General features: G+C 30.3%; 24 protein-coding genes and 5 tRNA genes (1 of these 29 only partly in view). 6 read left to right on the top strand and 23 right to left on the bottom strand.

The annotated features are described in order from the left end of the window. Nucleotides 1-121: 121 nt before the first annotated feature. The 21 genes from rplL to ACKTTQ_RS00675 form a co-directional block, all read right to left on the bottom strand. A complete protein-coding gene (gene rplL, locus ACKTTQ_RS00775; RefSeq protein WP_408048163.1) occupies nucleotides 122-493 on the bottom strand; it encodes a 50S ribosomal protein L7/L12 in 372 nt (123 codons plus the stop codon). 49 nt (nucleotides 494-542) lie between these two features. After that, nucleotides 543-1058 carry a 50S ribosomal protein L10 gene (gene rplJ, locus ACKTTQ_RS00770; RefSeq protein ID WP_093869048.1) on the bottom strand — a complete coding sequence of 172 codons (516 nt, stop codon included), beginning with the start codon at nucleotides 1056-1058 and terminating at the stop codon, nucleotides 543-545. Between the two features lie 21 nt (nucleotides 1059-1079). Continuing rightward, complete coding sequence (gene rplA / locus ACKTTQ_RS00765; protein WP_093869049.1) at nucleotides 1080-1772, bottom strand: 50S ribosomal protein L1; 693 nt, start codon at nucleotides 1770-1772, stop codon at nucleotides 1080-1082. A 20-nt stretch (nucleotides 1773-1792) separates the two neighbouring features. Continuing rightward, nucleotides 1793-2230 (bottom strand): 50S ribosomal protein L11, encoded by a 438-nt coding sequence (gene rplK / locus ACKTTQ_RS00760; RefSeq protein WP_093869050.1) that lies wholly within the window; start codon nucleotides 2228-2230, stop codon nucleotides 1793-1795. Between the two features lie 67 nt (nucleotides 2231-2297). Next, nucleotides 2298-2846, bottom strand: coding sequence for a transcription termination/antitermination protein NusG (gene nusG / locus ACKTTQ_RS00755; protein ID WP_093869051.1), 549 nt, complete (start codon nucleotides 2844-2846; stop codon nucleotides 2298-2300). Nucleotides 2847-2848: 2 nt separating this feature from the next. Continuing rightward, a complete protein-coding gene (gene secE / locus ACKTTQ_RS00750; RefSeq protein ID WP_093869052.1) occupies nucleotides 2849-3040 on the bottom strand; it encodes a preprotein translocase subunit SecE in 192 nt (63 codons plus the stop codon). A gap of 53 nt (nucleotides 3041-3093) precedes the next feature. Continuing rightward, nucleotides 3094-3166 (bottom strand) — tRNA-Trp (locus ACKTTQ_RS00745). A 67-nt stretch (nucleotides 3167-3233) separates the two neighbouring features. Continuing rightward, nucleotides 3234-4421: an elongation factor Tu gene (gene tuf, locus ACKTTQ_RS00740; RefSeq protein ID WP_093869053.1), complete on the bottom strand. Its 1188-nt coding sequence runs from the start codon at nucleotides 4419-4421 to the stop codon at nucleotides 3234-3236. Nucleotides 4422-4493: 72 nt separating this feature from the next. After that, nucleotides 4494-4566, bottom strand: a tRNA-Thr gene (locus tag ACKTTQ_RS00735). A gap of 11 nt (nucleotides 4567-4577) precedes the next feature. Continuing rightward, nucleotides 4578-4650, bottom strand: a tRNA-Gly gene (locus ACKTTQ_RS00730). A gap of 69 nt (nucleotides 4651-4719) precedes the next feature. Then, a tRNA-Tyr gene (locus ACKTTQ_RS00725) sits at nucleotides 4720-4802 on the bottom strand. Between the two features lie 34 nt (nucleotides 4803-4836). Next, nucleotides 4837-4910 (bottom strand) — tRNA-Thr (locus ACKTTQ_RS00720). A gap of 96 nt (nucleotides 4911-5006) precedes the next feature. Beyond that, nucleotides 5007-5315: a ribosome hibernation-promoting factor, HPF/YfiA family gene (hpf, locus tag ACKTTQ_RS00715; RefSeq protein ID WP_113786558.1), complete on the bottom strand. Its 309-nt coding sequence runs from the start codon at nucleotides 5313-5315 to the stop codon at nucleotides 5007-5009. A gap of 13 nt (nucleotides 5316-5328) precedes the next feature. Beyond that, entirely contained in the window at nucleotides 5329-6219 is an 891-nt protein-coding gene (locus ACKTTQ_RS00710; RefSeq protein ID WP_408048162.1) for a tyrosine-type recombinase/integrase, read from the bottom strand. 94 nt (nucleotides 6220-6313) lie between these two features. Continuing rightward, complete coding sequence (rpsU, locus tag ACKTTQ_RS00705; protein ID WP_093869054.1) at nucleotides 6314-6511, bottom strand: 30S ribosomal protein S21; 198 nt, start codon at nucleotides 6509-6511, stop codon at nucleotides 6314-6316. A 178-nt stretch (nucleotides 6512-6689) separates the two neighbouring features. Beyond that, nucleotides 6690-7856, bottom strand: coding sequence for an acyl-CoA dehydrogenase family protein (locus ACKTTQ_RS00700; protein ID WP_408048161.1), 1167 nt, complete (start codon nucleotides 7854-7856; stop codon nucleotides 6690-6692). A 22-nt stretch (nucleotides 7857-7878) separates the two neighbouring features. Continuing rightward, nucleotides 7879-8781, bottom strand: a complete 903-nt coding sequence (locus ACKTTQ_RS00695) for a ComEA family DNA-binding protein (protein WP_408048160.1) — start codon at nucleotides 8779-8781, stop codon at nucleotides 7879-7881. A gap of 15 nt (nucleotides 8782-8796) precedes the next feature. Continuing rightward, the gene (locus ACKTTQ_RS00690; protein WP_093869057.1) at nucleotides 8797-10377 is read right to left on the bottom strand and encodes an alanine/glycine:cation symporter family protein; all 1581 of its coding nucleotides are present in this window, start codon (nucleotides 10375-10377) and stop codon (nucleotides 8797-8799) included. Between the two features lie 94 nt (nucleotides 10378-10471). Beyond that, complete coding sequence (locus ACKTTQ_RS00685; RefSeq protein ID WP_408048159.1) at nucleotides 10472-11371, bottom strand: SDR family oxidoreductase; 900 nt, start codon at nucleotides 11369-11371, stop codon at nucleotides 10472-10474. After that, on the bottom strand, nucleotides 11371-12372 hold the full coding sequence (locus ACKTTQ_RS00680; protein ID WP_093869059.1) for a potassium channel family protein: 1002 nt from the start codon (nucleotides 12370-12372) through the stop codon (nucleotides 11371-11373). The genes ACKTTQ_RS00685 and ACKTTQ_RS00680 overlap by 1 nt, the downstream gene beginning before the upstream one ends. Beyond that, entirely contained in the window at nucleotides 12372-12599 is a 228-nt protein-coding gene (locus ACKTTQ_RS00675) for a PspC domain-containing protein (protein WP_176974334.1), read from the bottom strand. The genes ACKTTQ_RS00680 and ACKTTQ_RS00675 overlap by 1 nt, the downstream gene beginning before the upstream one ends. Before the next feature lie 106 nt (nucleotides 12600-12705). On the opposite strand from ACKTTQ_RS00675, the gene uvrA reads away from it, so the two are divergent. Next, entirely contained in the window at nucleotides 12706-15531 is a 2826-nt protein-coding gene (gene uvrA / locus ACKTTQ_RS00670; protein ID WP_408048158.1) for an excinuclease ABC subunit UvrA, read from the top strand. 400 nt (nucleotides 15532-15931) lie between these two features. Here uvrA and ACKTTQ_RS00665 read toward each other — a convergent pair whose 3' ends face one another. Together ACKTTQ_RS00665 and ACKTTQ_RS00660 are read right to left on the bottom strand one after the other, a co-directional pair. Continuing rightward, nucleotides 15932-16735: a tetratricopeptide repeat protein gene (locus ACKTTQ_RS00665; RefSeq protein WP_408048157.1), complete on the bottom strand. Its 804-nt coding sequence runs from the start codon at nucleotides 16733-16735 to the stop codon at nucleotides 15932-15934. After that, the gene (locus tag ACKTTQ_RS00660) at nucleotides 16732-17292 is read right to left on the bottom strand and encodes an RNA polymerase sigma factor (RefSeq protein WP_408048156.1); all 561 of its coding nucleotides are present in this window, start codon (nucleotides 17290-17292) and stop codon (nucleotides 16732-16734) included. Before ACKTTQ_RS00660 ends, ACKTTQ_RS00665 begins: the two co-directional genes overlap by 4 nt. 102 nt (nucleotides 17293-17394) lie before the next feature. On the opposite strand from ACKTTQ_RS00660, the gene ACKTTQ_RS00655 reads away from it, so the two are divergent. The 5 genes from ACKTTQ_RS00655 to ACKTTQ_RS00635 all read left to right on the top strand — a co-directional run. After that, nucleotides 17395-17895: a hypothetical protein gene (locus ACKTTQ_RS00655; protein ID WP_408048155.1), complete on the top strand. Its 501-nt coding sequence runs from the start codon at nucleotides 17395-17397 to the stop codon at nucleotides 17893-17895. Nucleotides 17896-17912: 17 nt separating this feature from the next. Next, a complete protein-coding gene (locus ACKTTQ_RS00650) occupies nucleotides 17913-20615 on the top strand; it encodes a CHAT domain-containing protein (protein WP_408048154.1) in 2703 nt (900 codons plus the stop codon). Nucleotides 20616-20752: 137 nt separating this feature from the next. Then, nucleotides 20753-21277 carry a hypothetical protein gene (locus ACKTTQ_RS00645; RefSeq protein WP_408048153.1) on the top strand — a complete coding sequence of 175 codons (525 nt, stop codon included), beginning with the start codon at nucleotides 20753-20755 and terminating at the stop codon, nucleotides 21275-21277. Further along, the gene (locus ACKTTQ_RS00640; protein ID WP_408048152.1) at nucleotides 21267-23978 is read left to right on the top strand and encodes a CHAT domain-containing protein; all 2712 of its coding nucleotides are present in this window, start codon (nucleotides 21267-21269) and stop codon (nucleotides 23976-23978) included. Before ACKTTQ_RS00645 ends, ACKTTQ_RS00640 begins: the two co-directional genes overlap by 11 nt. Before the next feature lie 30 nt (nucleotides 23979-24008). After that, a protein-coding gene (locus tag ACKTTQ_RS00635) for a thioredoxin domain-containing protein (protein ID WP_456243495.1) crosses the window boundary here: on the top strand, nucleotides 24009-24656 show its 5' portion. 939 nt of this gene lie beyond the right edge of the window; the window shows 648 of its 1587 coding nt (coding positions 1-648); it begins with the start codon at nucleotides 24009-24011; its stop codon lies beyond the right edge, outside the window.

Here is a 24656-nt window from a genome sequence, read left to right as displayed (position 1 = left end):
AATTAAACTTATGTGATAAGATAAAGAACGAATATATACACAAAATGGTTTAGGACTAAAAACATAAGTTTCTAGTACCTAAACCTTTATTGTTTATCCCGTTTAATAACCGGGAAAGATATTACTTAAGCTCTACTTCAGCTCCAGCTTCTTCTAAAGACTTTTTAAGACCTTCAGCCTCATCTTTAGATACACCTTCTTTTACTGCTGCTGGTGCGCTATCAACGATACCTTTAGCTTCTTTTAATCCTAAACCAGTTAATTCTTTAACTAATTTAACAACTGCTAATTTAGAACCTCCTGCTGCTTTTAAGATAACATCAAATTCTGTTTGCTCTTCAGCTGCTTCTGTTGCTGCTCCTGGTCCTGCTACTGCTACTGCTGCTGCGGCTGGCTCAATACCATGCTCTTCTTTTAAAATATCAGCTAATTCATTAACTTCTTTTACTGTTAAGTTAACTAATTGTTCTGCGAAATCTTTTAAATCTGCCATTTTAATTGTTTTTAAAAATTTTATTATTTTAGTTTATTAGTGCGCGTAATTATTTTTCAGATAACGTTGTAAGAATACCTGAAAGTTTGTTACCACCTGATTGTAATGCTGAAACAACATTTTTAGCAGGCGATTGTAATAATGAGATAATATCTCCAATAAGTTCTTCTCTAGATTTAATGTTTACAAGAGCGTCTAATTGGTCATCACCAACATAAACTGCTTCTTCAACATATGCACCTTTTAATAAAGGTTTATCTGATTTTTTTCTGAACTCTTTGATAACTTTAGCTGGAGCATTAGATGCTTCAGAAATTAACATTGAAGTATTACCTTTTAATACATCTTGTAACTCAGCAAATTCTTTATCAGAAGCTTCCATTGCTTTTGAAAGCAATGTGTTCTTAACAACAGATAACTGTACATTCGCTTTAAAACAAGCTCTACGTAAGTTTGATGTAGTAACAGCATCTAATCCAGATATATCTGCTAAATAAATGGTATTAGTATCTGCTAATTGTGCTGTTAAATCTTCTATTACTTGTGATTTTTCCTCTCTAGTCATGATTAAAAAGTTTTAACTGCCTTATGATAAAGATTTTTCATCAATAGCAACACTAGGACTCATAGTTGAAGACATAAAGATACTTTTTATGTACTCTCCTTTTGCTGCTGTTGGCTTTAATTTAATAAGTGTTTGCAATAACTCGTTTGCATTTTCTTCAATCTTTTTAGCATCAAAAGATACTTTTCCGATTGCAGCATGTACGATACCAGTTTTATCAACTTTAAAGTCAATTTTACCAGCTTTTACTTCTGTTACTGCTTTTGATACATCCATTGTTACTGTACCTGTTTTAGGGTTAGGCATTAAACCTCTTGGTCCTAAAATACGACCTAAAGGACCTAATTTACCCATAACACTAGGCATAGTGATTATTACATCAACGTCTGTCCATCCTCCTTTAATTTTTTGAAGGTATTCATCTAATCCAACATAATCTGCACCAGCTGCTGTAGCTTCTGCTTCTTTATCTGGAGTAACTAATGCTAAAACTTTTACATCTTTACCTGTTCCGTGTGGTAATGTTACAACACCACGAACCATTTGATTAGCTTTACGAGGATCTACTCCTAAACGTACTGCTAAATCTACAGATGCATCAAATTTTACATTTGTAATGTCTTTTACTAAAGCTGATGCTTCTGTTAAGTTATAAACTTTAGAGCTATCTAATTTAGCGTGAGCCTCTTTTTGTTTTTTAGTCAATCTTGCCATTTTCTAAATCTCTTTTAAGTTTATGCAGGAGCATCGCCCGTTACTGTTAATCCCATAGAACGAGCTGTTCCAGCGATCATTCTCATTGCAGATTCAACTTCAAAGGCATTCATATCAACCATTTTGTCTTCTGCAATTCCTCGAATTTGATCCCAAGAAACTTTTGCTACTTTTTTCCTATTAGGTTCACCTGAACCTTTCTTAATTTTGGCCGCTTCTAATAATTGTACTGCAGCTGGTGGTGTTTTTACTACAAATTCAAATGATTTGTCAGTATAAACAGTAATAACAACAGGTAATACTTTACCTTGTTTGTCCTGTGTACGTGCATTAAACTGCTTACAGAACTCCATGATGTTAACACCGGCAGCACCTAAAGCGGGTCCAACTGGTGGCGACGGATTCGCTGCACCTCCCCTTACTTGTAGTTTTACTAATTTACTTACTTCTTTTGCCATTGTTTAAGATTTAACGATTTGTTTAAAAGTGGAAGCTAAAAACAAATCAAAATATAGGTTGTAACAATTATATTTTCTCTACTTGCATGTAATTCAATTCTAATGGTGTTTTTCTTCCGAAAATCTTAACCATTACCTCAAGCTTACGCTTTTCTTCATTTACATTTTCAACTGTACCATCAAATCCATTAAAAGGACCATCAATTACTTTTACAGTTTCTCCTACGTTATATGGTATTGCAATATTTTCATCCTTTACAGATAACTCATCTACTTTACCTAACATTCTATTTACCTCTGATTTTCTCATAGGCACAGGATCTCCTCCTTTAGTTTCACCTAAAAAACCAATAACTCCAGTTACTGATTTTATTATGTGTGGTACTTCTCCAGCTAAGTTAGCCTCAACCATTATGTACCCTGGAAAATAAACTCTCTCACGGTTTATTTTTTTTCCATTTCTTACTTGAATAACTTTTTCTGTCGGAACAATTACTTGACTTACAAAATCAGATAAACCATGACGTGCTATTTCAGTTTCGATATAAGTTTTCACTTTATTCTCTTGACCACCAATAGCTCTAACAACATACCACTTCATCACTGACTCAGCCATTATTAAAACCTTTTAAAGAAGTTATCTAACCCTGTTTGAAAAACCCAATCAATTCCTGCTACAGCTAATGCAAAAACTATAGTAAATGCAGCTACAACTACCGTTGACTTTTGAGCCTCTTCTCTAGATACCCAAGTCATATTAGTATTTAATTCTTCAAAAGAATCTTTAATGTATTGTATAAAGTTATTCATGATTTTATCCTTTTAACGAGTTACAGAAAAACCTGTAACTCGTTTTAGTTTTGCACGGATTGAGGGACTCGAACCCCCGACACCTGGTTTTGGAGACCAGTGCTCTACCAACTGAGCTAAACCCGTATTTCATTTTAAAAGGAGCCTCTCTTTTTAAAGAGACTCCTTATTTTATATATTTAAGACCTTAAAATTAGTCTAAAATTTCAGTTACCTGACCAGCACCAACTGTTCTACCTCCTTCACGGATTGCGAACTGTAAACCTAAGTTTAATGCAATTGGTTGGATTAAATCAACAGTAATTGTTAAGTTATCTCCTGGCATTACCATTTCAACTCCATCAGGTAAGTTAATGTTTCCAGTAACATCAGTAGTACGTACATAAAACTGAGGACGGTAGTTGTTATGGAATGGAGTATGACGTCCACCTTCTTCTTTCTTTAAGATATACACCTCAGCTTTGAACTTAGCGTGTGGAGTTACAGAACCTGGCTTACAGATTACCATTCCTCTTTTAATATCTTCTTTAGCTATACCTCTTAATAAGATACCAGCGTTATCTCCAGCCTCACCTCTATCTAAGATTTGACGGAACATTTCAATACCAGTTACAGTAGAAGTTAATTTTTCTTCTCCCATACCAATAATCTCAACAGCGTCACCAGAATTGATGATACCAGTTTCAATACGACCAGTAGCAACAGTACCACGACCTGTAATTGAGAATACATCTTCAATTGGCATTAAGAAATCTTTTTCAGTATCTCTTGGTGGCTCTTCAATCCAAGTATCTACAGATTCCATTAATTCTAAAACTGTATTAACCCATTTTTCTTCACCATTTAAAGCTCCTAAAGCAGAACCTGAAACTACAGGACCATTATCTCCATCATATTCATAGAAAGACAATAATTCTCTTACTTCCATTTCTACTAACTCTAATAACTCCTCATCATCAACCATGTCAACTTTGTTTAAGAAAACAACGATACGTGGAATACCTACCTGACGACCTAATAAGATGTGTTCGCGAGTTTGTGGCATTGGACCATCAGTAGCAGCAACTACTAAGATAGCTCCATCCATTTGTGCAGCACCAGTTACCATGTTCTTTACATAATCGGCGTGACCTGGACAATCAACGTGAGCATAGTGACGATTAGCTGTTTGATACTCTACGTGAGAAGAGTTAATTGTAATACCTCTCTCTTTCTCCTCTGGAGCATTATCTATTTGATCAAAAGCTCTTGCTTCTGAATATCCTGCATCTGCTAAAACCTTAGTAATTGCAGCAGTTAAAGTAGTTTTACCGTGATCTACGTGACCAATAGTACCTACGTTTAAGTGCGGTTTCGAACGATCATAAGTTCCTTTTGCCATGATTATTAATTTTTATTCTTAGTTAAATATATTTAGTGTTACTTTAAAACCTATTTTAAAATACTCTAAAAGAGCCAGCGACGGGATTTGAACCCGTGACCTCATCCCTACCAAGGATGCGCTCTACCAACTGAGCTACACCGGCTTGGAAATTAGAGCGAGAGACCGGGTTCGAACCGGCGACATTCAGCTTGGAAGGCTGACGCTCTACCAACTGAGCTACTCTCGCGGATTTTAAAACCTTTCATTAATAATTAAAAATTGAAGCTTAATATATTAATTAATCAGTTTTAAAAAGTGGGGAGAGCAGGATTCGAACCTGCGAAGTCGTAAGACAACGGAGTTACAGTCCGTCCCATTTGGCCGCTCTGGAATCTCCCCATTTTAATTGTATTATGTTAATGAACTTTAATTGAGCCGATGGAGGGACTCGAACCCACGACCTGCTGATTACAAATCAGCTGCTCTAGCCAGCTGAGCTACATCGGCTTTTTATTGCAAAAAACAATCCGCTATTTCTAACGGACTGCAAATGTATAAAGTAATTTTGATTTTCTAAAACTTTTTTTGAAAATTTTTTCATTTTTATAGCACTAAAAAATCTTTATCCTTTTCTTTTGATTTTTTTAACTGCCTTTTTAACGACTCAATCGCAACACTAATACCCTCTTCAAAGGTTTTATATTGTTTTTTAAACATCAACTCACTTCCTGGTATATTAACTTTTACTTCAGTAATTTTATTTTCCTTTTCACTTGTTTTTTGCACTTTTAAAAACACCTCTGCATCAACAATCTTATCATGAAACTTTTCTAAGCCCCCTATTTTCCTCTCTATATAGTCAATTAATTTCTTGTCGGCGGTGAAGTTAACAGATTGTGTAAATACCTTCATAATCTTTCAATTTTTAATCAGCTCCTCTAGGGTGAGCCATGTTAAACACTTTTTTCATTTGTTCCAAGCTATTATGCGTATAAACTTGGGTAGAGGCTAAACTTGAATGCCCTAGTAATTCTTTAACCGAATTCAGCGATGCACCATTATTTAATAAATGCGTAGCAAAGGCGTGCCTTAACACATGCGGACTCTTTTTTCCTTTTGTAGACACCCTACTAAAGTACGAATTTATTATTCTATAAACAAGTGTTTCATATATTTTACCTCCCTTTTTAGTCATCAATAAATAACCATCATCATCTGTTAACGACAGTTCTTTTTTCTTAATCAAATAACTATCAATAGTTTCCACTACAAATGGCAATAAAACAACTAATCTTTCTTTATTTCTCTTACCTAAAACTTTTATAGTATTATTAACATAATCGATATTTTTTTCTTCAAGACTAATCAATTCCGCCCTCCTTATACCTGTTGAATATAACAACTCAACAACTAACCTATCTCTTAATCCTTCGAAATCATCTTTCTCTTTTATTAAATTTATTGCATTATTTATTTCCAACTCCGTAAAAGGTGAATTGATTTTTTTCTGAACCTTTAATGATTTATGTTTTGCTAATGGATTTATATCAATTTCTTCTATTTTTTGCAAAAAATTATAAAATGACTTTAATGAACTCACCTTCCGATTAACACTTCTATTCGAAACACCTCCATTCACCAAATCTACAATCCAATTTCTTATTTCACGATAGTGAATACTCGTTAAATCATCTTCTTCATAATTCTCTATACAAAACTCCTTAAACGCTATCAAATCGTTTTCGTAAGCCATTATGGTATGTTTAGAATATTTCTTTTCAAACTCTAAATACTCCAAAAACGATGTTACTAGCATAAATAAATATATATCCTCAAATTTAACCAATGTTTACCACAAACAAAAGTCCCGTATTAAAATAATACGGGACTTTATTTATTTAAGGATTTTTTTATCCTATTTCTTCTTGTGTTCTTAACTGCTGAACATAAGATGCTTTTATTTTTCGAGCTCTATTAGCTACTGAAGGTTTTGTAAACTGCTTCCTATTACGTAATTCTCGCATTGTTTTAGTATTGCTAAATTTACGTTTGTAACGTTTTAACGCTCTATCAATATTCTCTCCTTCTTTTACTGGAATGATTAACATATAATTGCACCTCCCTTCATGTCTGTCTCTAAATTTTATTTTTAGGACTGCAAAAGTAAAAACAAATTTTGAAATACAATTATCTTTTGTGAATTATTTTCAAACTATTCATCATCAACACTTTCTTCACTAGAATTACTTATAAAAAACTATTATAATTTTGAGAATACAGTACCTACTAGGTTGCTGGTCTATATTCTTTTTTATCGATAATCATTTTTGCAATAATCTCTTTTAAAATCTCAGAAGTACCACCCCCTATTGGACCTAAACGACTATCTCTTAAAAGTCTTGCCATTGGATAATCCTCCATATAACCATACCCTCCTAATAACTGTAAAGCATCGTATATAACCTCATCAGCCATCTTTGTAGAAAGTAACTTACTCATACTTGCTTCTTTCACTACATATTGGCCATCATTTAATCGCTTTGTGATTGAGTAATTATACTCTTTACACATATCAACTTTACTTGCCATTTCAGCAACTTTATGCCTCAATGCTTGAAATTCATTTAAATGTTTACCAAATGCCTGTCTTTCATTCATATATTGCAATGCATAATCTACAGCATATTCAGATCTGGCATGCGCATTTATACCCATAATCAAACGTTCTAAAGCAAAATGTTGCATAATATAAGAAAAACCAGAACCTTCCTCTCCCATTAAGTTTTCTTTAGGAACAATAACATTATCAAATGCTATTTCAGCGGTATCAGATGCTCTCCATCCTAATTTATCTAATTTAACAGCTGAAACTCCCTGTACATTTCTATCTACAACAAAAATACTCATCCCTTTATGTTTTGCTTCAGGGTTTGTTTTTGCCGCAACTACTAAATAATCAGAGTAAACACCATTTGTTATAAATGTTTTTGATCCATTAATCACAAAATTATCTCCATCTTTTATTGCTGTTGTACGCATTCCTGCAACATCACTTCCTCCAAAAGGTTCAGAAATACATAAGCACCCTATTTTATCACCTTCAATACTTGGTGTTAAATATTCTTTTTTAATTCTATCATCTCCTTCTTTATTAAGATGCGTCATGGCTAAATATGCATGAGCCCACATGTTTGCAGCAAAACCTCCAGAATTAATTTTCTGTAATTCTTCTAAAAAGATTACCGTATAAAAAAGATCTAAACCTAATCCACCATATTCTTCAGGCTGGTTTAAACCAAAGTAGCCCATTTCCCCAAACTTTTTCCAAATAAAACGTTCAACAGTCCCATCCTTTTCCCATTTATCTATATGAGGAACAACTTCTTTTTGTAAAAAGCCCTTAAAACTTTGACGAAAAGATTCGTGCTCTTCAGTAAAGTACATACTATTCATTGATTTTATAATTAGTTGTTGTTTATTTCGCTTCCAAATATAAGACTATTCTAGCGTATTTTTTTAATGGGAAACCGCTAATATTTTTCAATTCAGCAATGTTTTGGATTTCGGCGACTTCCTCCTTATAATCAAATATTTTTTTACAAAGTATATAATCTATATATGGATTTCTTAAAACCTCTTTAAATGTAGCTGTATTTACATTCACTTTTAATATTTGCGGCTTATGTAGTATTTTAAAAGTACTCCTTAGTTTTCTTACAACATTGTCCTTAATTCCAGAAACTTCGTTTAATTGTGACACAAAAGTAAACCCTTGTATTCTACTTCTATAATTTAATAATTTTTGAGCTAACTCTTGATCCCCCACACAATTCACCACATCTCTTAATGTGACCTTATTTATATCAATACTTGAGAACTTAATAACCTCTTCAAATTCTTTTTGCTTCGCACTAGATCTGATTATATTTTCAGCGTCATTTCTTTTTTTCAGATTTCTCTTAGTTACCCAATCAGGAAATTTAAAATAAGGCGCTATTTTAAAAAATAAACTATCCGATATTTTTGTTACTTGTTGAAATTCCTTTTTTGAATTTATAAATCTTCCTCTTTTTCTAAACTCATGTAATCTATCTATTTCATCTATAGACATTCCTAATTTACTCCCTTTGTAGTCAGAAATATAATTAGGATTAAACGGATATAACTTAGGCCCTTTCTTTTTAAGTTTATCTTCCCTTAGGCTATCTATTTCTTTTAAAAAAACTGCTAATTCATTTTTATCTAAATCTTCAGTTTCTTCTTCATGAAAATTTACAAATACATATATAGCTTGCAACAGGACAATAAGAATTATTAAAAAGAAAATCCCATTTCTTTGGCTTTTAGTATACCAGAAATGGGATTTAAATAACTTCATTTTATATGGAATATTTTAAGCCTTCATAACTCCGATAGCTTTCAAATACTTAGATAACTCTTCACGAACTTTAGGGAACAAGAAGCATAATCCTATCACATTTGGAACTGCCATTGCAAATATCATTGCATCAGAAAAATCAGTAACAGCACCTAAACTTGCAGCTGAACCTATAATTACAAATAAACAAAATAAGATTTTATATGCATAATCAGACGCTTTTGAACGACCAAATAAGAACATCCATCCTTGTAACCCATAGTATGACCAAGACAACATAGTTGAAAAAGCAAATAACACAACTGCTATTGTTAAAATATAAGGAAACCATGGTAATACAGAAGCAAAGGCCTTAGAAGTAGCTAAAACTCCATCAGGTGATTTTACTCCATATGTCATTATATCACCATTTCCGTTTGTAATAATAATTACTAATGCTGTCATTGTACAAACCACCACAGTATCAATAAAAGGCTCTAATAAAGCAACCAACCCTTCAGATGCAGGATATTTTGTTTTTACTGCTGAATGTGCAATCGCAGCTGAACCTACTCCAGCTTCATTTGAAAATGCAGCTCTTTGAAAACCAATAATTAGCACTCCAAGTAAACCACCTGAAATACCTTTAGCATTAAATGCTCCATCAAAAATTTGACCGAAAGCATCTCCTATTTTAGAAAAATTAGCAACTAAAATTATAACTGCTGCTAAAAAATATATTCCTACCATAAAAGGTACAATCTTCTCAGTAATATTTCCAATTCTTTTAATTCCTCCAATAATTACTACAGCTACTAAAACTGCCATAATAATACCAAAAATTAAGGCTGTAGATAAATCGTTAGATCCAATCATACTTCCAAATTGTTGAGCTGCTTGATTAGCCTGGAACATATTTCCACCACCAAACGAACCACCAACAACCATAACTGCAAATACCACAGCTAACACTTTACCTAATCCACTTTTACCAACATCAGCTAAACCTTTTTTAAGGTAATACATTGGTCCTCCATAAATAGTTCCATCTTCACCTACATCACGGTACTTAACACCTAAAGTACACTCTACAAACTTTGACGACATTCCTAATAAACCAGCAACAATCATCCAAAAAGTAGCTCCAGGACCTCCTAATGATAAAGCTACTGCAACCCCTGCAATATTACCTAAACCAACAGTTCCTGACAAAGCAGCTGTTAACGCTTGAAAATGGGTTACCTCACCTTCATTGCCTTCAACTCTAATAGTTTCAATAGCATCACCTCCTGGAGTTGGGTCTCCTGCCATAACACCAGAAGTAGCGTGATCAACATCATCATACTTCCCTCTTACTATATTAATTGATGTAGGAAATAATCGAATATTTACAAACTTGAATATAATCGTAAAAATTAAACCCGCAGAAAGTAACATAATAATAACCAAAGGCATTTCAACTCCTCCACCTAGTTTTACTGGATAAAAAACAATGCTTCCCCAAGCATCTGCAACAGGTTTAAAACCTTCATTTATCTTTTCTGCTAGTCCTTTCTCTTGTGCAAAAGTTAACATTGGCATTATTAACATTAATAATGCTAGAAGTTTTTTCTTCATAATATAAATTATAAGTTAGTTTTTTTTGAATTAGTGGATTGCAATATCTTAAAAAATTGAAGTTTTGCCAACTTTTATGCGTTAAATGTAGTTTTTAAGTTAATTTTTCTTTAAAGTTTTGTAAATCTTGTTTAAAATTTTCTGGCACAAAGTTTAATTGCTCAATACTCTTACTTAAATCAAAACCTGTTTTAGCTGGTCTTGATGCTTTTTGATTTAAACTTTGAGTTGAAATAGGCTTAATCAATTTTTTGTTTAAATCAAACACCTCAGCAATCTCCATAGCTATTTCATATATACTTAATAGTTTTTTGGAAGACACATTAAATACTCCTTTTGCTTTTTTATCAATAACTAACTTGCAAGCCAACGCCAAAGGTTCAACATAGGTTGGCATTCTATATTGATCATTAACTATAGTAACTTCCTTCCCTTCTTCTAAAGATTTTTTAACCCATAGCACAATATTACTTCTAGACATATCGAACACCTTTCCATACACCAAAATTGTACGTAAAATTGTGTAATGTACAGATGAAGAAGTTAACAATTCTTCAGACTTAAGCTTTGACATTCCATAATAACTTAAAGGATTTGGGTCGTCAGTTTCTTTATAATATCCTTTTTCACCATCAAAAATAAAATCTGTTGATAAATGAATCAGATGAGCATTCGTTTTTTCAGCATATTCTTTAAGAAAATGAACTACATCTACATTAAGTTTATCGCATTCTTCTTTATTATCTTCGCAAGCATCAACATTTGTCATTGCTGCAGTATTAATAATAACATCAGGAGTATATGTTTTCAGTTTTTCTTTCAATAACATTTCATCTGTTATATCAATCGAAACATATTCAAAATCATTTCTCCCACTCCTATTATCCCCTCTAGAAAAACCTATTACCTTATATTTATCTTTTTCATTTAATAGTAAACTAACCAAACTTTGACCAAGTAAACCATTACTTCCTGTTATCACAACTCTTTTCATTAAAACAACTCTCTTAATTTTGTTATTTGCTCTGGTCTTCCTAAAACAATTAAGTTAGCACCCGCTTTTAGTGTTACTGAAGCATCAGGATTAATAATATATTCTTTTTCAGAAGTTCTATATCCTATAACAGTACAACCTGTTTGCTTTCTTAAATCTAAATCTAAAATAGTTTTATCAATATATTCTTGTGGCAAATTATTAATTGCTATCTCTTCCAAATTAGCTGTCGTATCACCTTCAATAGTTAAACGATCTACAAACTCTATCACATCTGGTGTTACTACCAATGAAGCCATATGGGCACCCCCTAACTTATCTGGCATTATAACATTATCAGCACCTGCTATTTTTAATTTACTATACGAAGTTTCTTTAGAAGCTCTACTTATTATTTTACACTTTCTATTTAATTGTTTAGCAGTAAGTACTACAAATAAATTATCAGCATCAGAAGGTAAAGCTGTTATTAAATTACTAGCATTTAAAATTCCTGCTTTTATCAAAGTTTCATCAGTTGTTGCATCTCCTTCAATATTTAGTACACCATCGTTGTCTAATCGTTGTATTATTGTTTGATTTTGCTCAACTACTACAAAATCTTTTTTATAACTTTTTAATTTAGCTATAGCCTGACGTCCATTTCTGCCATAACCACAAACAATAGTATGTCCTTTCAACTTCTCTATTTTTTTTTGCACTTTTTTAATTTTTAATTGATGAAAAAACTGGCCACTTATTAAATATTCTGAAAATGAAGATACCGCATATCCGAAAATAAACAAACTAGATAAAATGAGTCCTATTGTAAATATTTTTTCTCCAGTTCCAAACGGATGTACTTCTCCAAAACCAATAGTAGTTATAGTAATAATTGTCATATACAAACCATCCACAAAAGAATAGTCAAACAAAAAACAATACCCTCCTACTCCTACTAATAAAATTAATATGGAGAATAAAACAGCTTTATATAAACGTGATTGAAATATCGTATTCATTATAAATCAAAAACCGAAGTTCTTTTAGTGTAAATCATATCTTTTAACCTTAACAAGAACGCTAAAGTTAAATACAAGCCAAAAGAAAGACCGATAGTAACAAAAGAAATATAAATAAAAAATAATCGAACATTTACAGCTCTCATACCTAATCTATCCGCTAAACGCGATGATACATAAAATCCGTTTCTCTCAAAAAAATGTCGTGTTGAATGGATTATTCTCATTATACTATTTTTCTGTTTTAACTGCAAGATACTATTTTGTTTATATCTAGTAAACTAAAATACATAAGTATTGCTTAAATTTGCTTTTTTCTGTAAATAACTCACTTTGAAAGAGCAAGAATATATCGAAGTTTATGGAGCAAGAGCCCATAATTTAAAAAACATTGACGTTAAAATTCCTCGAGAAAAACTAGTTGTAATTACTGGTTTAAGTGGAAGTGGAAAATCATCATTAGCTTTTGATACCATATATGCTGAAGGACAACGAAGATATATAGAAACGTTTTCTGCATATGCTCGCCAATTCTTAGGTGGATTAGAACGTCCAGATGTAGATAAAATAGATGGTTTATCTCCTGTTATTTCTATTGAACAAAAAACAACTAATAAAAGTCCTAGATCAACAGTTGGAACTATTACAGAAATTTATGACTTTTTACGTTTGTTGTTTTCACGTGCTGCTGATGCATATTCTTTTAACACAGGAGAAAAAATGGTTAGTTATTCTGACGACCAAATAAAAAACTTAATTTTAAAAGATTTCGATGGAAAACGAATTGCTGTTCTTGCTCCATTAATTAAATCTAGAAAAGGTCATTACCGTGAGTTGTTTGAACAAATATCTAAACAAGGTTTTGTTAAAGTTCGAGTTGATGGAGAAATTCGTGAGATTGAGAAAGGAATGAAACTTGACCGTTATAAAACACACGATATAGAAGTTGTTATAGATAGACTACCCATTAGTAACGCTGCTGAAAAACGCTTAGAAGAAACCATTAAAACCGCTTTATACACTGGTAATAACATATTAATGGTTATTGATATTGACGATGATAAACCTAGATATTTTAGTAGGGAACTAATGTGCCCCACAACTGGTATTGCATATCCAAACCCTGAGCCAAATACATTTTCATTTAACTCACCAAAAGGTGCATGCAACGATTGCAATGGCTTGGGAATAACTAATGAAGTTAATTTTCAAAAAATAATTCCAGATGATAGTATCTCCATTAAAAATGGAGGTATTATTCCTTTAGGAGAACAAAAAAACAGTTGGATTTTTAAACAACTTCAAACTATTGCTGAACGTTATAAGTTTAAACTAACTGATCCAATTAATAAAATACCTAAAGAAGCAAAAGACATTATTTTAAATGGTGGTAAGGAATCATTTACCATTAAATCGAAAGCGGCTGGTGTTACAAGAAAATATGAAATAGACTTTGAAGGTATCATTGCTTTTATTGAAAACCAATATAAGGATACCGACAGTTCCTCTATTAAAAGATGGGCCAAAGGTTTTATGGACGAAGTTTCTTGCTCCGTTTGTGAAGGAAAACGATTAAAAAAAGAAGCTTTACATTTTAAAATTGTTAATAATAACATTAGTGATTTAGCACAAATGGATGTTACTGAACTTGCTAATTGGTTTAAAAACATAGAAAGTGAGTTCAGTGAAAAACAACTAAAAATTGCTTCTGAAATTTTAAAAGAAATCCGAACTCGAATTCAATTTTTATTAGATGTTGGTCTAGATTACTTAACCTTAGATAGAACCTCAAAATCTTTATCTGGTGGTGAAGCGCAACGTATTCGTTTGGCTACACAAATAGGATCTCAATTGGTTGGTGTTTTATATATTTTAGATGAACCTAGTATTGGACTTCATCAACGTGATAATGAAAAACTAATTAACTCATTGATTAAACTTCGTGATGTTGGAAATTCTGTTTTAGTAGTTGAACATGATGAAGATATGATTAAACATGCCGATTTTGTATTTGATATTGGTCCTGGTGCAGGAAGGCATGGTGGAGAAGTTGTAAGTCAAGGTACTTTTGAAGATTTAAAATCTCACAAAACCCTAACTGCTGATTATTTATCTAAAAGAAAAACAATTGAAGTTCCTACTAAAAGAAGAGAAGGGAATGGAAAAACCATAAAATTATCAGGAGCATCTGGAAATAACTTAAAAAATGTTTCTGTTGAATTTCCTTTAGGTAAAATGATTTGTGTTACGGGTGTTTCAGGTAGTGGAAAATCTACTTTAATTAATGAAACATTATACCCAATTTTAAATGCGCATATCTATAGAGGTGTAAAAAAACCTATGCCTTATAAAAAAATTGAAGGGTTAGAAAATGTAGATAAAGTAATTGATATTGATCAATCACCGATAGGTAGAACACCACGTTCAAACCCTGCAACTTATACTGGGGTTTTTGGTGAAATTAGAAGTTTATATGCTAAAACACCTGAAGCATCTATCCGTGGATACAAACCTGGACGATTTAGCTTTAATGTAAAAGGAGGTCGTTGTGAAACATGCCAGGGTGGAGGTGTTCGTGTTATTGAAATGAACTTTTTACCTGATGTACATGTAGAATGTGAAACCTGCCAAGGAAAACGTTTTAATAGAGAAACTTTGGAGATTAGGTACAAAGGAAAATCTATTTCTGATGTATTAGAAATGACAATTAATGAAGCAGTTGATTTCTTTGAATTAATTCCGAAAATACATCGTAAATTAAAAACTATTCAAGATGTTGGTTTAGGCTACATTACCTTAGGACAACGATCTACCACATTATCTGGTGGAGAAGCACAACGTATAAAACTAGCTTCTGAACTTTCAAAAAGAGATACTGGAAATACTTTTTATATTTTAGATGAACCTACTACCGGTTTACATTTTGAAGACATTCGTGTTTTAATGGAAGTGCTGAACAAACTAACTAACAAAGGGAATACGGTTTTAATTATTGAACACAATTTAGACGTAATAAAACTTGCCGACTATATTATTGATGTTGGTATGGAAGGTGGAAAAGGTGGTGGAAAAATATTAGTATCTGGAACTCCAGAAAAAGTAGCTAAACATAAAACGAGTTATACCGCTAAATTTTTAAAGAAAGAACTAAAAAAATAAAGTCAAAATAAAAAACAGTCATTACGAACGAAGTGAAGTAATCTCATTATAATTTCACAGATTACTTCAAAAGTAAACTTTCTCGTAATGACGTAAACAAAAACTAACTACAAAAATGTCATTACGAATGAAACGAAGTAATCTTTCTATAACTACAGAGTACTTCAAAAAACATTTTCTAGTAACGACGTGAACAAAAACTAACTACAAAACTGTCATTACGAACAAAGTGAAGTAATCTCTCTATAATTACACATATTATTCGAAAGTAAGCTTTCTCGTAATGACACGAACAAAAACTTAATAAAAACCGTCATTACGAATGAAATAAAGTAATCTCTCTATAATTACAGACCACTTAAAAAGTTAGTTTTCTCTTACAGACTTTAAACAATTAATATTAATTCAATTGCTCTAACAACTCTTGAGCTTTATCTTTATTGTAATAGGCTTTGTCAATAATAAGATGCAGTAACTCTTTAGCTTCAGTTAACTTGTTTTGCTTTACCAATGAAAGTGATTTAAACCAATATCCTTTTTGAGCATCAATTAAATCGCTATTTATTAAACTGTCAAGTATTTTTTCAGCACTTATATAATCTTTTAACTCTATATGTGATATTGCTTTATACATATAAACAGCACTATTATTTTTATCTTGTAATAAGCTCTTACCAAAAATCACCAATGCTTTTTTATAGTCTTTGTTTTTAAAACTCTTTTCTGCTTCAATTAAATTAACTTCTGTATCATTATCTCCTCTATTCACAAAAGTAGGAAGCGATGTCTGCGAAACATACTCATTATACAAGTCACCATAATTACTGTTCGGACTTCCATTATTAAAAAACCTAAATACTCCTACCAATAAGGCAATACTTGCTGCTACTGAAATAAAGAATAATGGTCTTATTTTTCCTTTTTTCTTGTTTTTAAAAGCATCACTTCCTTCTTTAATTGTTTTTTCGAAACTCTTAGCTACAGTACCTTTAAAAAAAGCTTCTATTTCATCAACCTCATCGTTCTCATCTATTGAAAAATTCCACAACTCTTCATTATAAGAATCAAACAACTCTTTTTCAAAATCTACTTTAATTTTAAAATCTTCGTCAGTTTTTAGCCTATCCTTAAAAGCCTTTGTTTCTATTTCTGAAAGTTCGTCTTTAAAATAACGTTCAATTAATATATCTTCTTCCATCATCATACCGCTTTTAATTTCATATACCTCACATCTCCTCTAATAAGTTCTGTCAGTTTCTTTTTACACTTAAAAACTCGCTGTCGTATAACTGTTTCAGAGCTATACTCAGTAGTTGCTAAAATTTCCGCATAGGGCATTTTAGCAAAAAACAGATTTAAAATATTTCTACAGTTTTCAGACAACATTCCTAATTTTTCTACAAACAATTCTTGTTTTTTAATTTCCAAATACGACAAGGCAGTATCCCTCTCTTCACTTACCTGTTCAACAACCTCATTATTTGTTACCCTATTTTTTCTTATATTTAACTCTCTACGCCATAAATTTCTACAAACAGTATAAAGAAAGCCTTCAAAACTTGACTTTATTTCAAATTTTTCTTTTTTTAATCTAACCGCTATTTGTAGTAAAGCTTTTTGAAAAACATCCTCAGCATCTTCACTATTTCCTTTGTTTTGAAGAACAAATTGCTTTATAGCATAAAAACTCTGTTCATAAATTGTTTTTATAACACTTGAATCATTCTTTTCTATAGCTTCTAAAAAAAACTTTCCTTCCATTTTAAATAGTTATCTGACAAAAATAAAAAAATTATATTTGCCCTTGGGTAACATTTGATGTTTTCATAAACATCAAATTAAGAAAACAAAATATTTATAATCATGAAAAAAAGTAATTTTACTTACAAAGCGCTAATTTTATTAGTTGCTTTTGTAACATTTAGTTTTATTGTTAAAGAAGAAAATGATCTTAACAATAATATTAAAAAAACAGAAATCAATACATTTTATGACACTTTTGAGCTTTTAATTGTGTATCCTTCGGGAACATCTATTTCTGACAGAATTCAGAAAAGACAATGTATCTTAACAACTTTACAATATTATGGAGTAGGTACATATTCAATTGAAAGTATTACACCCTGCTCTTCCAACTCTAACGCTGAAGTTATTACATTTGGTATAATAAAAGGAAAAGATAATGTCAGTGATGTTGATAATGATGATGAAGCCTTAGATAAACCTAATCATATTAAAGTTCAAATGTATGTTAGTGATTTAGCGTTTTTAACTATAATAGATGACTGTAATTTAACTACTGCTTCAAGTAATACTAATTGCAATTTAGCACAAGGAATTTCAGGTAGTTTTGGACCTCAATAATTATCAATAATTATAATTTGAAACCAAAGAAGTTAATACTCATATTACTTTTAGTCTTTTGGCACCAAAAGGCTAAAAGTCAATATAGTTACAAAGAAATAATAAACATCAATAAAAAAACAAAACTGTCCGAAAAAAAAATTGACAGTATCTTACTTTCAATAACTACAAAGGATTCTATATACGCCCAAATAGCTCATAATTTTTCTGTTTTTAACTTTAAAAAAACTAAAAACTACAAACTTTCCATTAAATATGGGAAAAAAGAAATTCATATTTTAGATAGCTTAAAAATAATTAACAAAAGACACACAAAAGCACTTTATAACGTAGGTAAGTTTCATCTTAAATTAGAACAATATCAAAAAGCTATTCATTACTTTTCAAAAGCTATTTATTCGAATAAACATCGAATGAGAGTTGCACAATCTTATTGTGAGATCGGAAATTCCTATTTTAAAAAAGGAGACTACTACAAATCTATAAATATGTTTATTAAAGGATTGCCTTTACTAGAAAAACATGGTTTAAAAAAAAGCATATTAATTCAATACATAAAACTTTCTAATTGTTGCTACAAAATTGACACGAAAGAAAGTACTGAATTGGGCCTTTTATATTTAAAAAAAGGAGATAGTTTAGTTAAAAACTCTCCTAAATTAAAATTAACTTACAAAAAAAGGAACTTTTTATACACTGGTCTTGCCAATTTATATTCTAATAAACATAAAAAAAACTATAATAAGGGAAGAGAATATTACTTAAAAGTATTGAATAACTCATTAATAAGAAAAGATTCTAACCATATAGCAAACGCTTACATGAATATGGGTGAACTATATTTGGATATAAACAATGATAGTTGTGTGTATTTTTTAAACAAAAGTATTAGCTATGATTTTTCTAAAAAAGTTTATTTAAATGAAACTTATAGAAACTTAGCTACGTATAATCAAAGAAAAAAAATATTCAACCTCGCTCTTACTCAAATTGAAAAGGCCATTAATTATTGCTTTAAAATAGCATCTAACAAAAATTTAAACACACTCAATATAGAAGACATACTTAACAGTAATCATAAGAAATCTGCTTTAGTTTCTTTAAAAACAAAAACAGAAATTCTTGTACAACTTTATAATACTACTCAAAATAAAGAATACTTACAAAAAGCTATTAACAATGTTCAACTTACCAATAAAATAGTTAACATTCTCATTAGTTATAGCACAGAAGCTAACACCAAATATTTGTGGCGAAAAGAAATTTCAGAAATATTTAATTTAGGTATTTATACTGCTTATTTATTAAACGATTCTAAGTTAATGCTTGAGTTAATGGAAAAAAATAAAGCTTTTTTATTAACCTTAAATATTAATGAAAACATAAAACTAACCAATTTACCGGATGAAGTTTCTGTTAAAAACAACGTATTAAAAAAAGATATTTTTCGATTAGAAAGTGAAACAGAAATACATAAAACTTCAAAGAAAAAAGATTCTTTATTTGAATTAAAAATAAGCTATCAAAACTTTAAAGACTCTATTCATAAAATATACCCTCAGTTTAGCAATCATAACAACGACATTAAACAAGTTTATCTTAACAAAGTTAAAAGTAACTTACATAAAAACGATATTAAACTATACTACACACTAAATACTAGTAACGTAGATGCTAATAAACAATCAATGTTAGGGCTACTAATTGCTAAGAACAAGGATATTCGTTTTAAAATAAAAAATATTGATAGTGTTTTATTGGCTATTTCTGAATACAAAAAACTAATATCAAAACCGCTTACACAAAAACAAGAATTAGCACGTTTTAAAAAGGTTTCATATTCACTCTATAACCAATTATTCCCGACTAAAGAGATTAAAGATCTTATTAAAAATAAAAATATTAGTATTGTTAGTGATGTTTCCTTAGAAAACCTTCCTTTTGAAGCTTTTAATACTAGCGCTACTGACTTGCGCTATTTAGTTAACGATTGCAATATTAGCTATACTTACTCTAGCTCATTTTCTGAGTTTAATAAAAATAGAGATCGAAAAACAAATACAGACATTGTTGTTTTTGCTCCTGTTAATTTTAAAAACACTGAATTATCCCCCCTAGAAAACACAGAAAAAGAAGCTGCTGTTATTACTAATTTAATAGACGGAGATAGTTTTACAAACAGTAATGCTACAAAAGAAAATTTTGTTCGTAAAACGAGTAATGCTAAAATCATTCATTTAGCAACACATGCTACTTCTGCTAATAATCCGAGCATTCAGTTTTTTACTAATGATTTAAAACTACATGAACTATACACCTATAAAAATAATGCGGATTTAGTTGTTTTAAGTGCCTGTGAAACTAACATTGGAGAGTTAAAACAAGGTGAGGGTGTTTTAAACTTAGCTAGAGGTTTCTTTCATTCAGGAGCCAATGCAGTAGTTTCTTCAACGTGGAAAATTAATGACGCTAGCTCTTCATACATCATGAAGGAATTTTACTCCAATTTAAAAAATAAACAATCAAAAGCAGAAGCGCTTAACAATGCGAAACGCACCTATTTAAAAAACCATAGTTTATCAGAGCAGACTCCTTATTATTGGGCTTCTTTTGTTTTAATAGGAGATACTTCTCCTGTTTTTACTACTCATTATTTTTATTATGTAGGTATTATTTTAATAATTGGTTTATTGATTTTTTTCTATTTCAAAAGAAAATAAAAATACTAAATGAATGTTAAACCTCCATTTCAACTTTAATTTTCAAATAAGTTAAAGTTGAAAAAAACTATATTTGTGAGTATATAGTATTTGATGTCCCTTAAACATCAAATTAAGAAAACAAAATCTTTCTAATCATGAAAAAAAGTACTTTTATTTACAAAGGACTACTTCTTTTAGTTGCCTTTATTACATGTAGTTTTATTGCAGAAAACAAACAATTTAAAAACTCTACATCCTTAATTAAAAATAGTGAAGTTAGTATTCCTATTAGAACATTTGAACTTTTAGTTGTTTATACTCCTGGAACCTCTTTTGCTGAAAGAGTACAAAAAAGAGAGTGTATTCGAGCAACACTACAAAATAATAATGTTAAAGGTTTATGGTATAATATTTCAAGTATCGTTCCATGCCCATCTAATCCTTATGCCGAAGTAATCAAGTTTCGAATATTTGATCCTAAAGAAAATGATAAAGCTGTTGCTGACGATGATGATGCAGAAAAACCTAATGGCAAAAGTACAAACAACTATATCAATTTTTCAACCTACAATAAAATATTTAATGATTGTGGGGTTTCAGTTTCAACAAACACTAATTGTGGCAGTAATAATAATCAAGGTGGTAATGGTTTTATTCAGTTAAAAATAAATGACTTATAAACACCTAAGGCTAATTACACTAATACTTATAGTCTTTTGCAATCAAAAGGCTATAAGTCAATATAGTTATAAAGAAATTGTTGCTTTCAGTAGTAAAATAGATTTTTCTGAAAAAAAAATCGACAGCATACTTTCTTCAGTCAAAATAAAGGATGCGAAATACGCTCAAATAGCCCATAACTTTTCTTTTTTTCACTATAAGAAAACAAAAAACTATGATTTAGCTATAAAATATGGTAAAATTGAAGTCACAATTTTAGATAACTTAAATTTAGTAAATAAAAAACACACAAATGCTTTATACAATTTAGGTAAATTCTATTTGTTTAAAAAAAAATACCAAAAAGCAATACAGTTTTTTGAAAAAGCCATCAATTCAAATGCTTATCCAAAAAGAGTTGCTCAATCTTATTGTCAAATTGGTAATTGCCTATACAAAAAAGGAGACTACTATAAATCCATCAATCATTATTTAAAAGGGATACCTTTATTAGAAAAACATGGTACGAAAAGGAGCATATTAGTTCAATATACACAGCTCTCTTACTGTTGTTACAAAATGAACACACAAGAAAGCACCAAACTAGGTCTTCATTACTTAAAAAAAGGAGATAGTTTAATTAATAATACTTCAAGTCTAAATCTTGGGAATGTTGCCATACATTCATTTCATACTGGAATTGCAAACCTTTATTCTAACCCATATGTAAAAGATTACAAAAAAGCAAAAGTCTATTATTTCAAAATATTAAAAAATTCTTTAAAAGAAAAAGATTCTAATATAGTTGCAAATGCTTATATGAATATTGGTGAATTATATTTGGATTTAAAAAATGACAGTTCTATGTATTTTTTCAATAAAAGTATTAAATATGATATAATGGAAAAAGCATATTTAAATGAAACTCATAGAAACATAGCTACTTATTTTAAAAGAAATAATAATTACATCAAAGCTCTTTCTCATATAAAAAAAGCAATTAGTTATTGTTTTAAAGTAAAAAAAAATAAAAATATTAATTCTCTTTCCGTAGAAAAAATTCTTAATACACGAGACAAAAGATCAATTATAGTTTCTTTAAAAACTAAAACAGAAATACTTTTACAATTATACAATTCTACACAAGAAAAAGAATACTTACAAAAAGCTATTGACAATGTTAACCTTACTAATAGGATAGTCAATATTCTGATCAACTATAGCACAGAAGCTAATACAAAATATTTGTGGCGAAAAGAAATTTCAGAAACTTTTAATTTAGGTATTTACACTGCTTATTTATTAAATGATTCTAAATTAATGTTTGAGTTAATGGAAAAAAATAAAGCTTTTTTGTTAGCGTTAAACATTAATGAAAATATAAAACTCACCAACCTTCCTAATGAAGTTTCTATTAAAAACAACGTATTTAAAAAAGATATTTTTCAATTAGAAAGTGAAACAAACACTTATAAAGCTTCAAAGAAAAAAGATTCTTTATTTGATTTAAAAGTAAGCTACCAGAATTTTAAAGACTCTATTCAAAAGATATATCCCCAATTTAGTAATCAAAACAATGATATTCAACAAATTTCTTTTAATCAAGTAAAAAGTAACTTAAATAAAAACGATATTAAACTCTACTATACATTAAATACTAGTAATGTAGATTCTAACAAGCAATCAATGTTGGGACTACTAATTGCTAACAACAAGGATATTCGTTTTAAAATAAAAAATATTGATAGTGTTTTATTAGGGATTACTGAATACAAAAAACTTATTTCAAAACCAATTAATCAAAAACAAGAACTAGCACGTTTTAAAAAGGTCTCATATTCACTTTACAACCATTTATTCCCAACTAAAGAGATTAAAGATCTTATTAAAAATAAAAATATTAGTATTATTAGTGATGTTTCTTTAGAAAACATTCCTTTTGAAGCTTTTAATACTAGCGCTACTGACTTGCGCTATTTAGTAAACGATTGCAATATTAGCTATACTTACTCTAGCTCATTTTCTGAGTTTAATAAAAATAGAGATCGAAAAACAAATACAGACATTGCTGTTTTTGCTCCTGTTAATTTTAAAAACACTGAATTATCATCCCTAGAAAAAACAGAAAAAGAAGCTGCTGTTATTTCTAATTTAATAGGTGGAGATAGCTTTACAAACAGTAATGCTACAAAAGAGAATTTTGTTCATAAAACTAGTAATGCTAAAATCATTCATTTAGCAACACATGCAAATGCATCTAACAATCCTAGCATTCAGTTTTTTACTAATGACTTAAAGTTACATGAACTATACACCTATAAAAACAACGCTGACTTAGTTGTTTTAAGTGCTTGTGAGACTAATATTGGAGAATTAAAACAAGGTGAAGGTGTTTTAAACTTGGCTAGAGGTTTCTTTCATTCTGGGGCCAATGCGGTGGTTTCTTCAACGTGGAAAATTAATGACGCTAGCTCTTCATACATCATGAAAGAGTTTTACTCCAATTTAAAAAACAAAGAATCAAAATCTGAAGCGCTTAATAATGCGAAACGTACCTATTTAAAAAACCATAGTTTATCAGAACAATCTCCATACTACTGGGCTTCTTTTATTTTAATTGGAGACACTTCTCCTGTTTTTACTACTAATTACTTACTCTACATTCTTCCTATTTTACTGGGTTTATTTATCTTTTTTATTTTTTTCAAAAAAAAAGGGTAACATAAATTAAAGTATTGAACACTATAGAAAATGATCTATATTTTGAAAAATACTTTAATACAATCAGTTCAGCTTTTATTACAGAAAAATAAAATCTCTTTTGATAAAGAAGAGTTAAGGTTTCAAATACAAAGTCATCCTTCCTATCCTAGTTTACATGCCATAACAGGAGTATTAGATCATTTTAATATAGAAAATGTAGCAGCTGATGTTCCTGTTAACTCAGAAACATTAAAGCAACTACCTTCTTGTTATATCGTTCAAGTGAATGATAGTACTGGGCAGAACTTAACTGTAGTTGAAAAAAAGAAAAGTGATTTTATTTTATATTCTATAGAAGGCAGAAAAGAAAAGATATCTGAAGAAGAATTTTTAAAGAAGTTTACAGGGATTATAGTAGCTGTTGAAAAAACAGATACGATACAAACTAGTAAAAAAACTAGTAAGATTCCTAAATATGTAGGTTTTGGAATTGTAGGATTCTTAGTTGCTTTTTTGATTTCAAAAACAACAGATTCTGTTTTTAGTATTTCTCATTTATTGCTATCTATAGTAGGAATTGTGGTTAGTGTAGCTATCGTAAAACAAGAATTAGGCTTGCAAACTTCTATTGGCCATGCTTTTTGTTCTGGAGCAGATGATAAAAAAGATTGTGATGCAGTTCTTACTTCAAAAGGA

The sequence above is a fragment of the Tenacibaculum halocynthiae genome (assembly GCF_964512825.1).
Taxonomy (GTDB): domain Bacteria; phylum Bacteroidota; class Bacteroidia; order Flavobacteriales; family Flavobacteriaceae; genus Polaribacter; species Polaribacter halocynthiae.
Note: the sequence above shows the minus strand (reverse complement) of the source record. Positions and strands in the feature narration are given on the sequence as shown.

Bases quoted from the DNA above. Each gene is read 5' to 3' on its own strand.
- rplJ (WP_093869048.1), bottom strand. From the start codon at position 1,058: ATGACTAGAGAGGAAAAATCACAAGTAATAGAAGATTTAACAGCACAA.
- ACKTTQ_RS00645 (WP_408048153.1), top strand. From the start codon at position 20,753: ATGAAAAAAAGTACTTTTATTTACAAAGGACTACTTCTTTTAGTTGCC.
- ACKTTQ_RS00700 (WP_408048161.1), bottom strand. From the start codon at position 7,856: ATGAATAGTATGTACTTTACTGAAGAGCACGAATCTTTTCGTCAAAGT.
- rplL (WP_408048163.1), bottom strand. From the start codon at position 493: ATGGCAGATTTAAAAGATTTCGCAGAACAATTAGTTAACTTAACAGTA.
- ACKTTQ_RS00640 (WP_408048152.1), top strand. From the start codon at position 21,267: ATGACTTATAAACACCTAAGGCTAATTACACTAATACTTATAGTCTTT.
- ACKTTQ_RS00685 (WP_408048159.1), bottom strand. From the start codon at position 11,371: ATGAAAAGAGTTGTGATAACAGGAAGTAATGGTTTACTTGGTCAAAGT.
- rplK (WP_093869050.1), bottom strand. From the start codon at position 2,230: ATGGCAAAAGAAGTAAGTAAATTAGTAAAACTACAAGTAAGGGGAGGT.
- hpf (WP_113786558.1), bottom strand. From the start codon at position 5,315: ATGAAGGTATTTACACAATCTGTTAACTTCACCGCCGACAAGAAATTA.
- nusG (WP_093869051.1), bottom strand. From the start codon at position 2,846: ATGGCTGAGTCAGTGATGAAGTGGTATGTTGTTAGAGCTATTGGTGGT.
- ACKTTQ_RS00660 (WP_408048156.1), bottom strand. From the start codon at position 17,292: ATGGAAGGAAAGTTTTTTTTAGAAGCTATAGAAAAGAATGATTCAAGT.
- tuf (WP_093869053.1), bottom strand. From the start codon at position 4,421: ATGGCAAAAGGAACTTATGATCGTTCGAAACCGCACTTAAACGTAGGT.
- ACKTTQ_RS00680 (WP_093869059.1), bottom strand. From the start codon at position 12,372: ATGAATACGATATTTCAATCACGTTTATATAAAGCTGTTTTATTCTCC.
- ACKTTQ_RS00710 (WP_408048162.1), bottom strand. From the start codon at position 6,219: ATGCTAGTAACATCGTTTTTGGAGTATTTAGAGTTTGAAAAGAAATAT.
- ACKTTQ_RS00675 (WP_176974334.1), bottom strand. From the start codon at position 12,599: ATGAGAATAATCCATTCAACACGACATTTTTTTGAGAGAAACGGATTT.
- rpsU (WP_093869054.1), bottom strand. From the start codon at position 6,511: ATGTTAATCATTCCAGTAAAAGAAGGAGAGAATATTGATAGAGCGTTA.
- ACKTTQ_RS00695 (WP_408048160.1), bottom strand. From the start codon at position 8,781: ATGAAGTTATTTAAATCCCATTTCTGGTATACTAAAAGCCAAAGAAAT.
- ACKTTQ_RS00655 (WP_408048155.1), top strand. From the start codon at position 17,395: ATGAAAAAAAGTAATTTTACTTACAAAGCGCTAATTTTATTAGTTGCT.
- ACKTTQ_RS00665 (WP_408048157.1), bottom strand. From the start codon at position 16,735: ATGATGATGGAAGAAGATATATTAATTGAACGTTATTTTAAAGACGAA.
- rplA (WP_093869049.1), bottom strand. From the start codon at position 1,772: ATGGCAAGATTGACTAAAAAACAAAAAGAGGCTCACGCTAAATTAGAT.
- secE (WP_093869052.1), bottom strand. From the start codon at position 3,040: ATGAATAACTTTATACAATACATTAAAGATTCTTTTGAAGAATTAAAT.
- ACKTTQ_RS00690 (WP_093869057.1), bottom strand. From the start codon at position 10,377: ATGAAGAAAAAACTTCTAGCATTATTAATGTTAATAATGCCAATGTTA.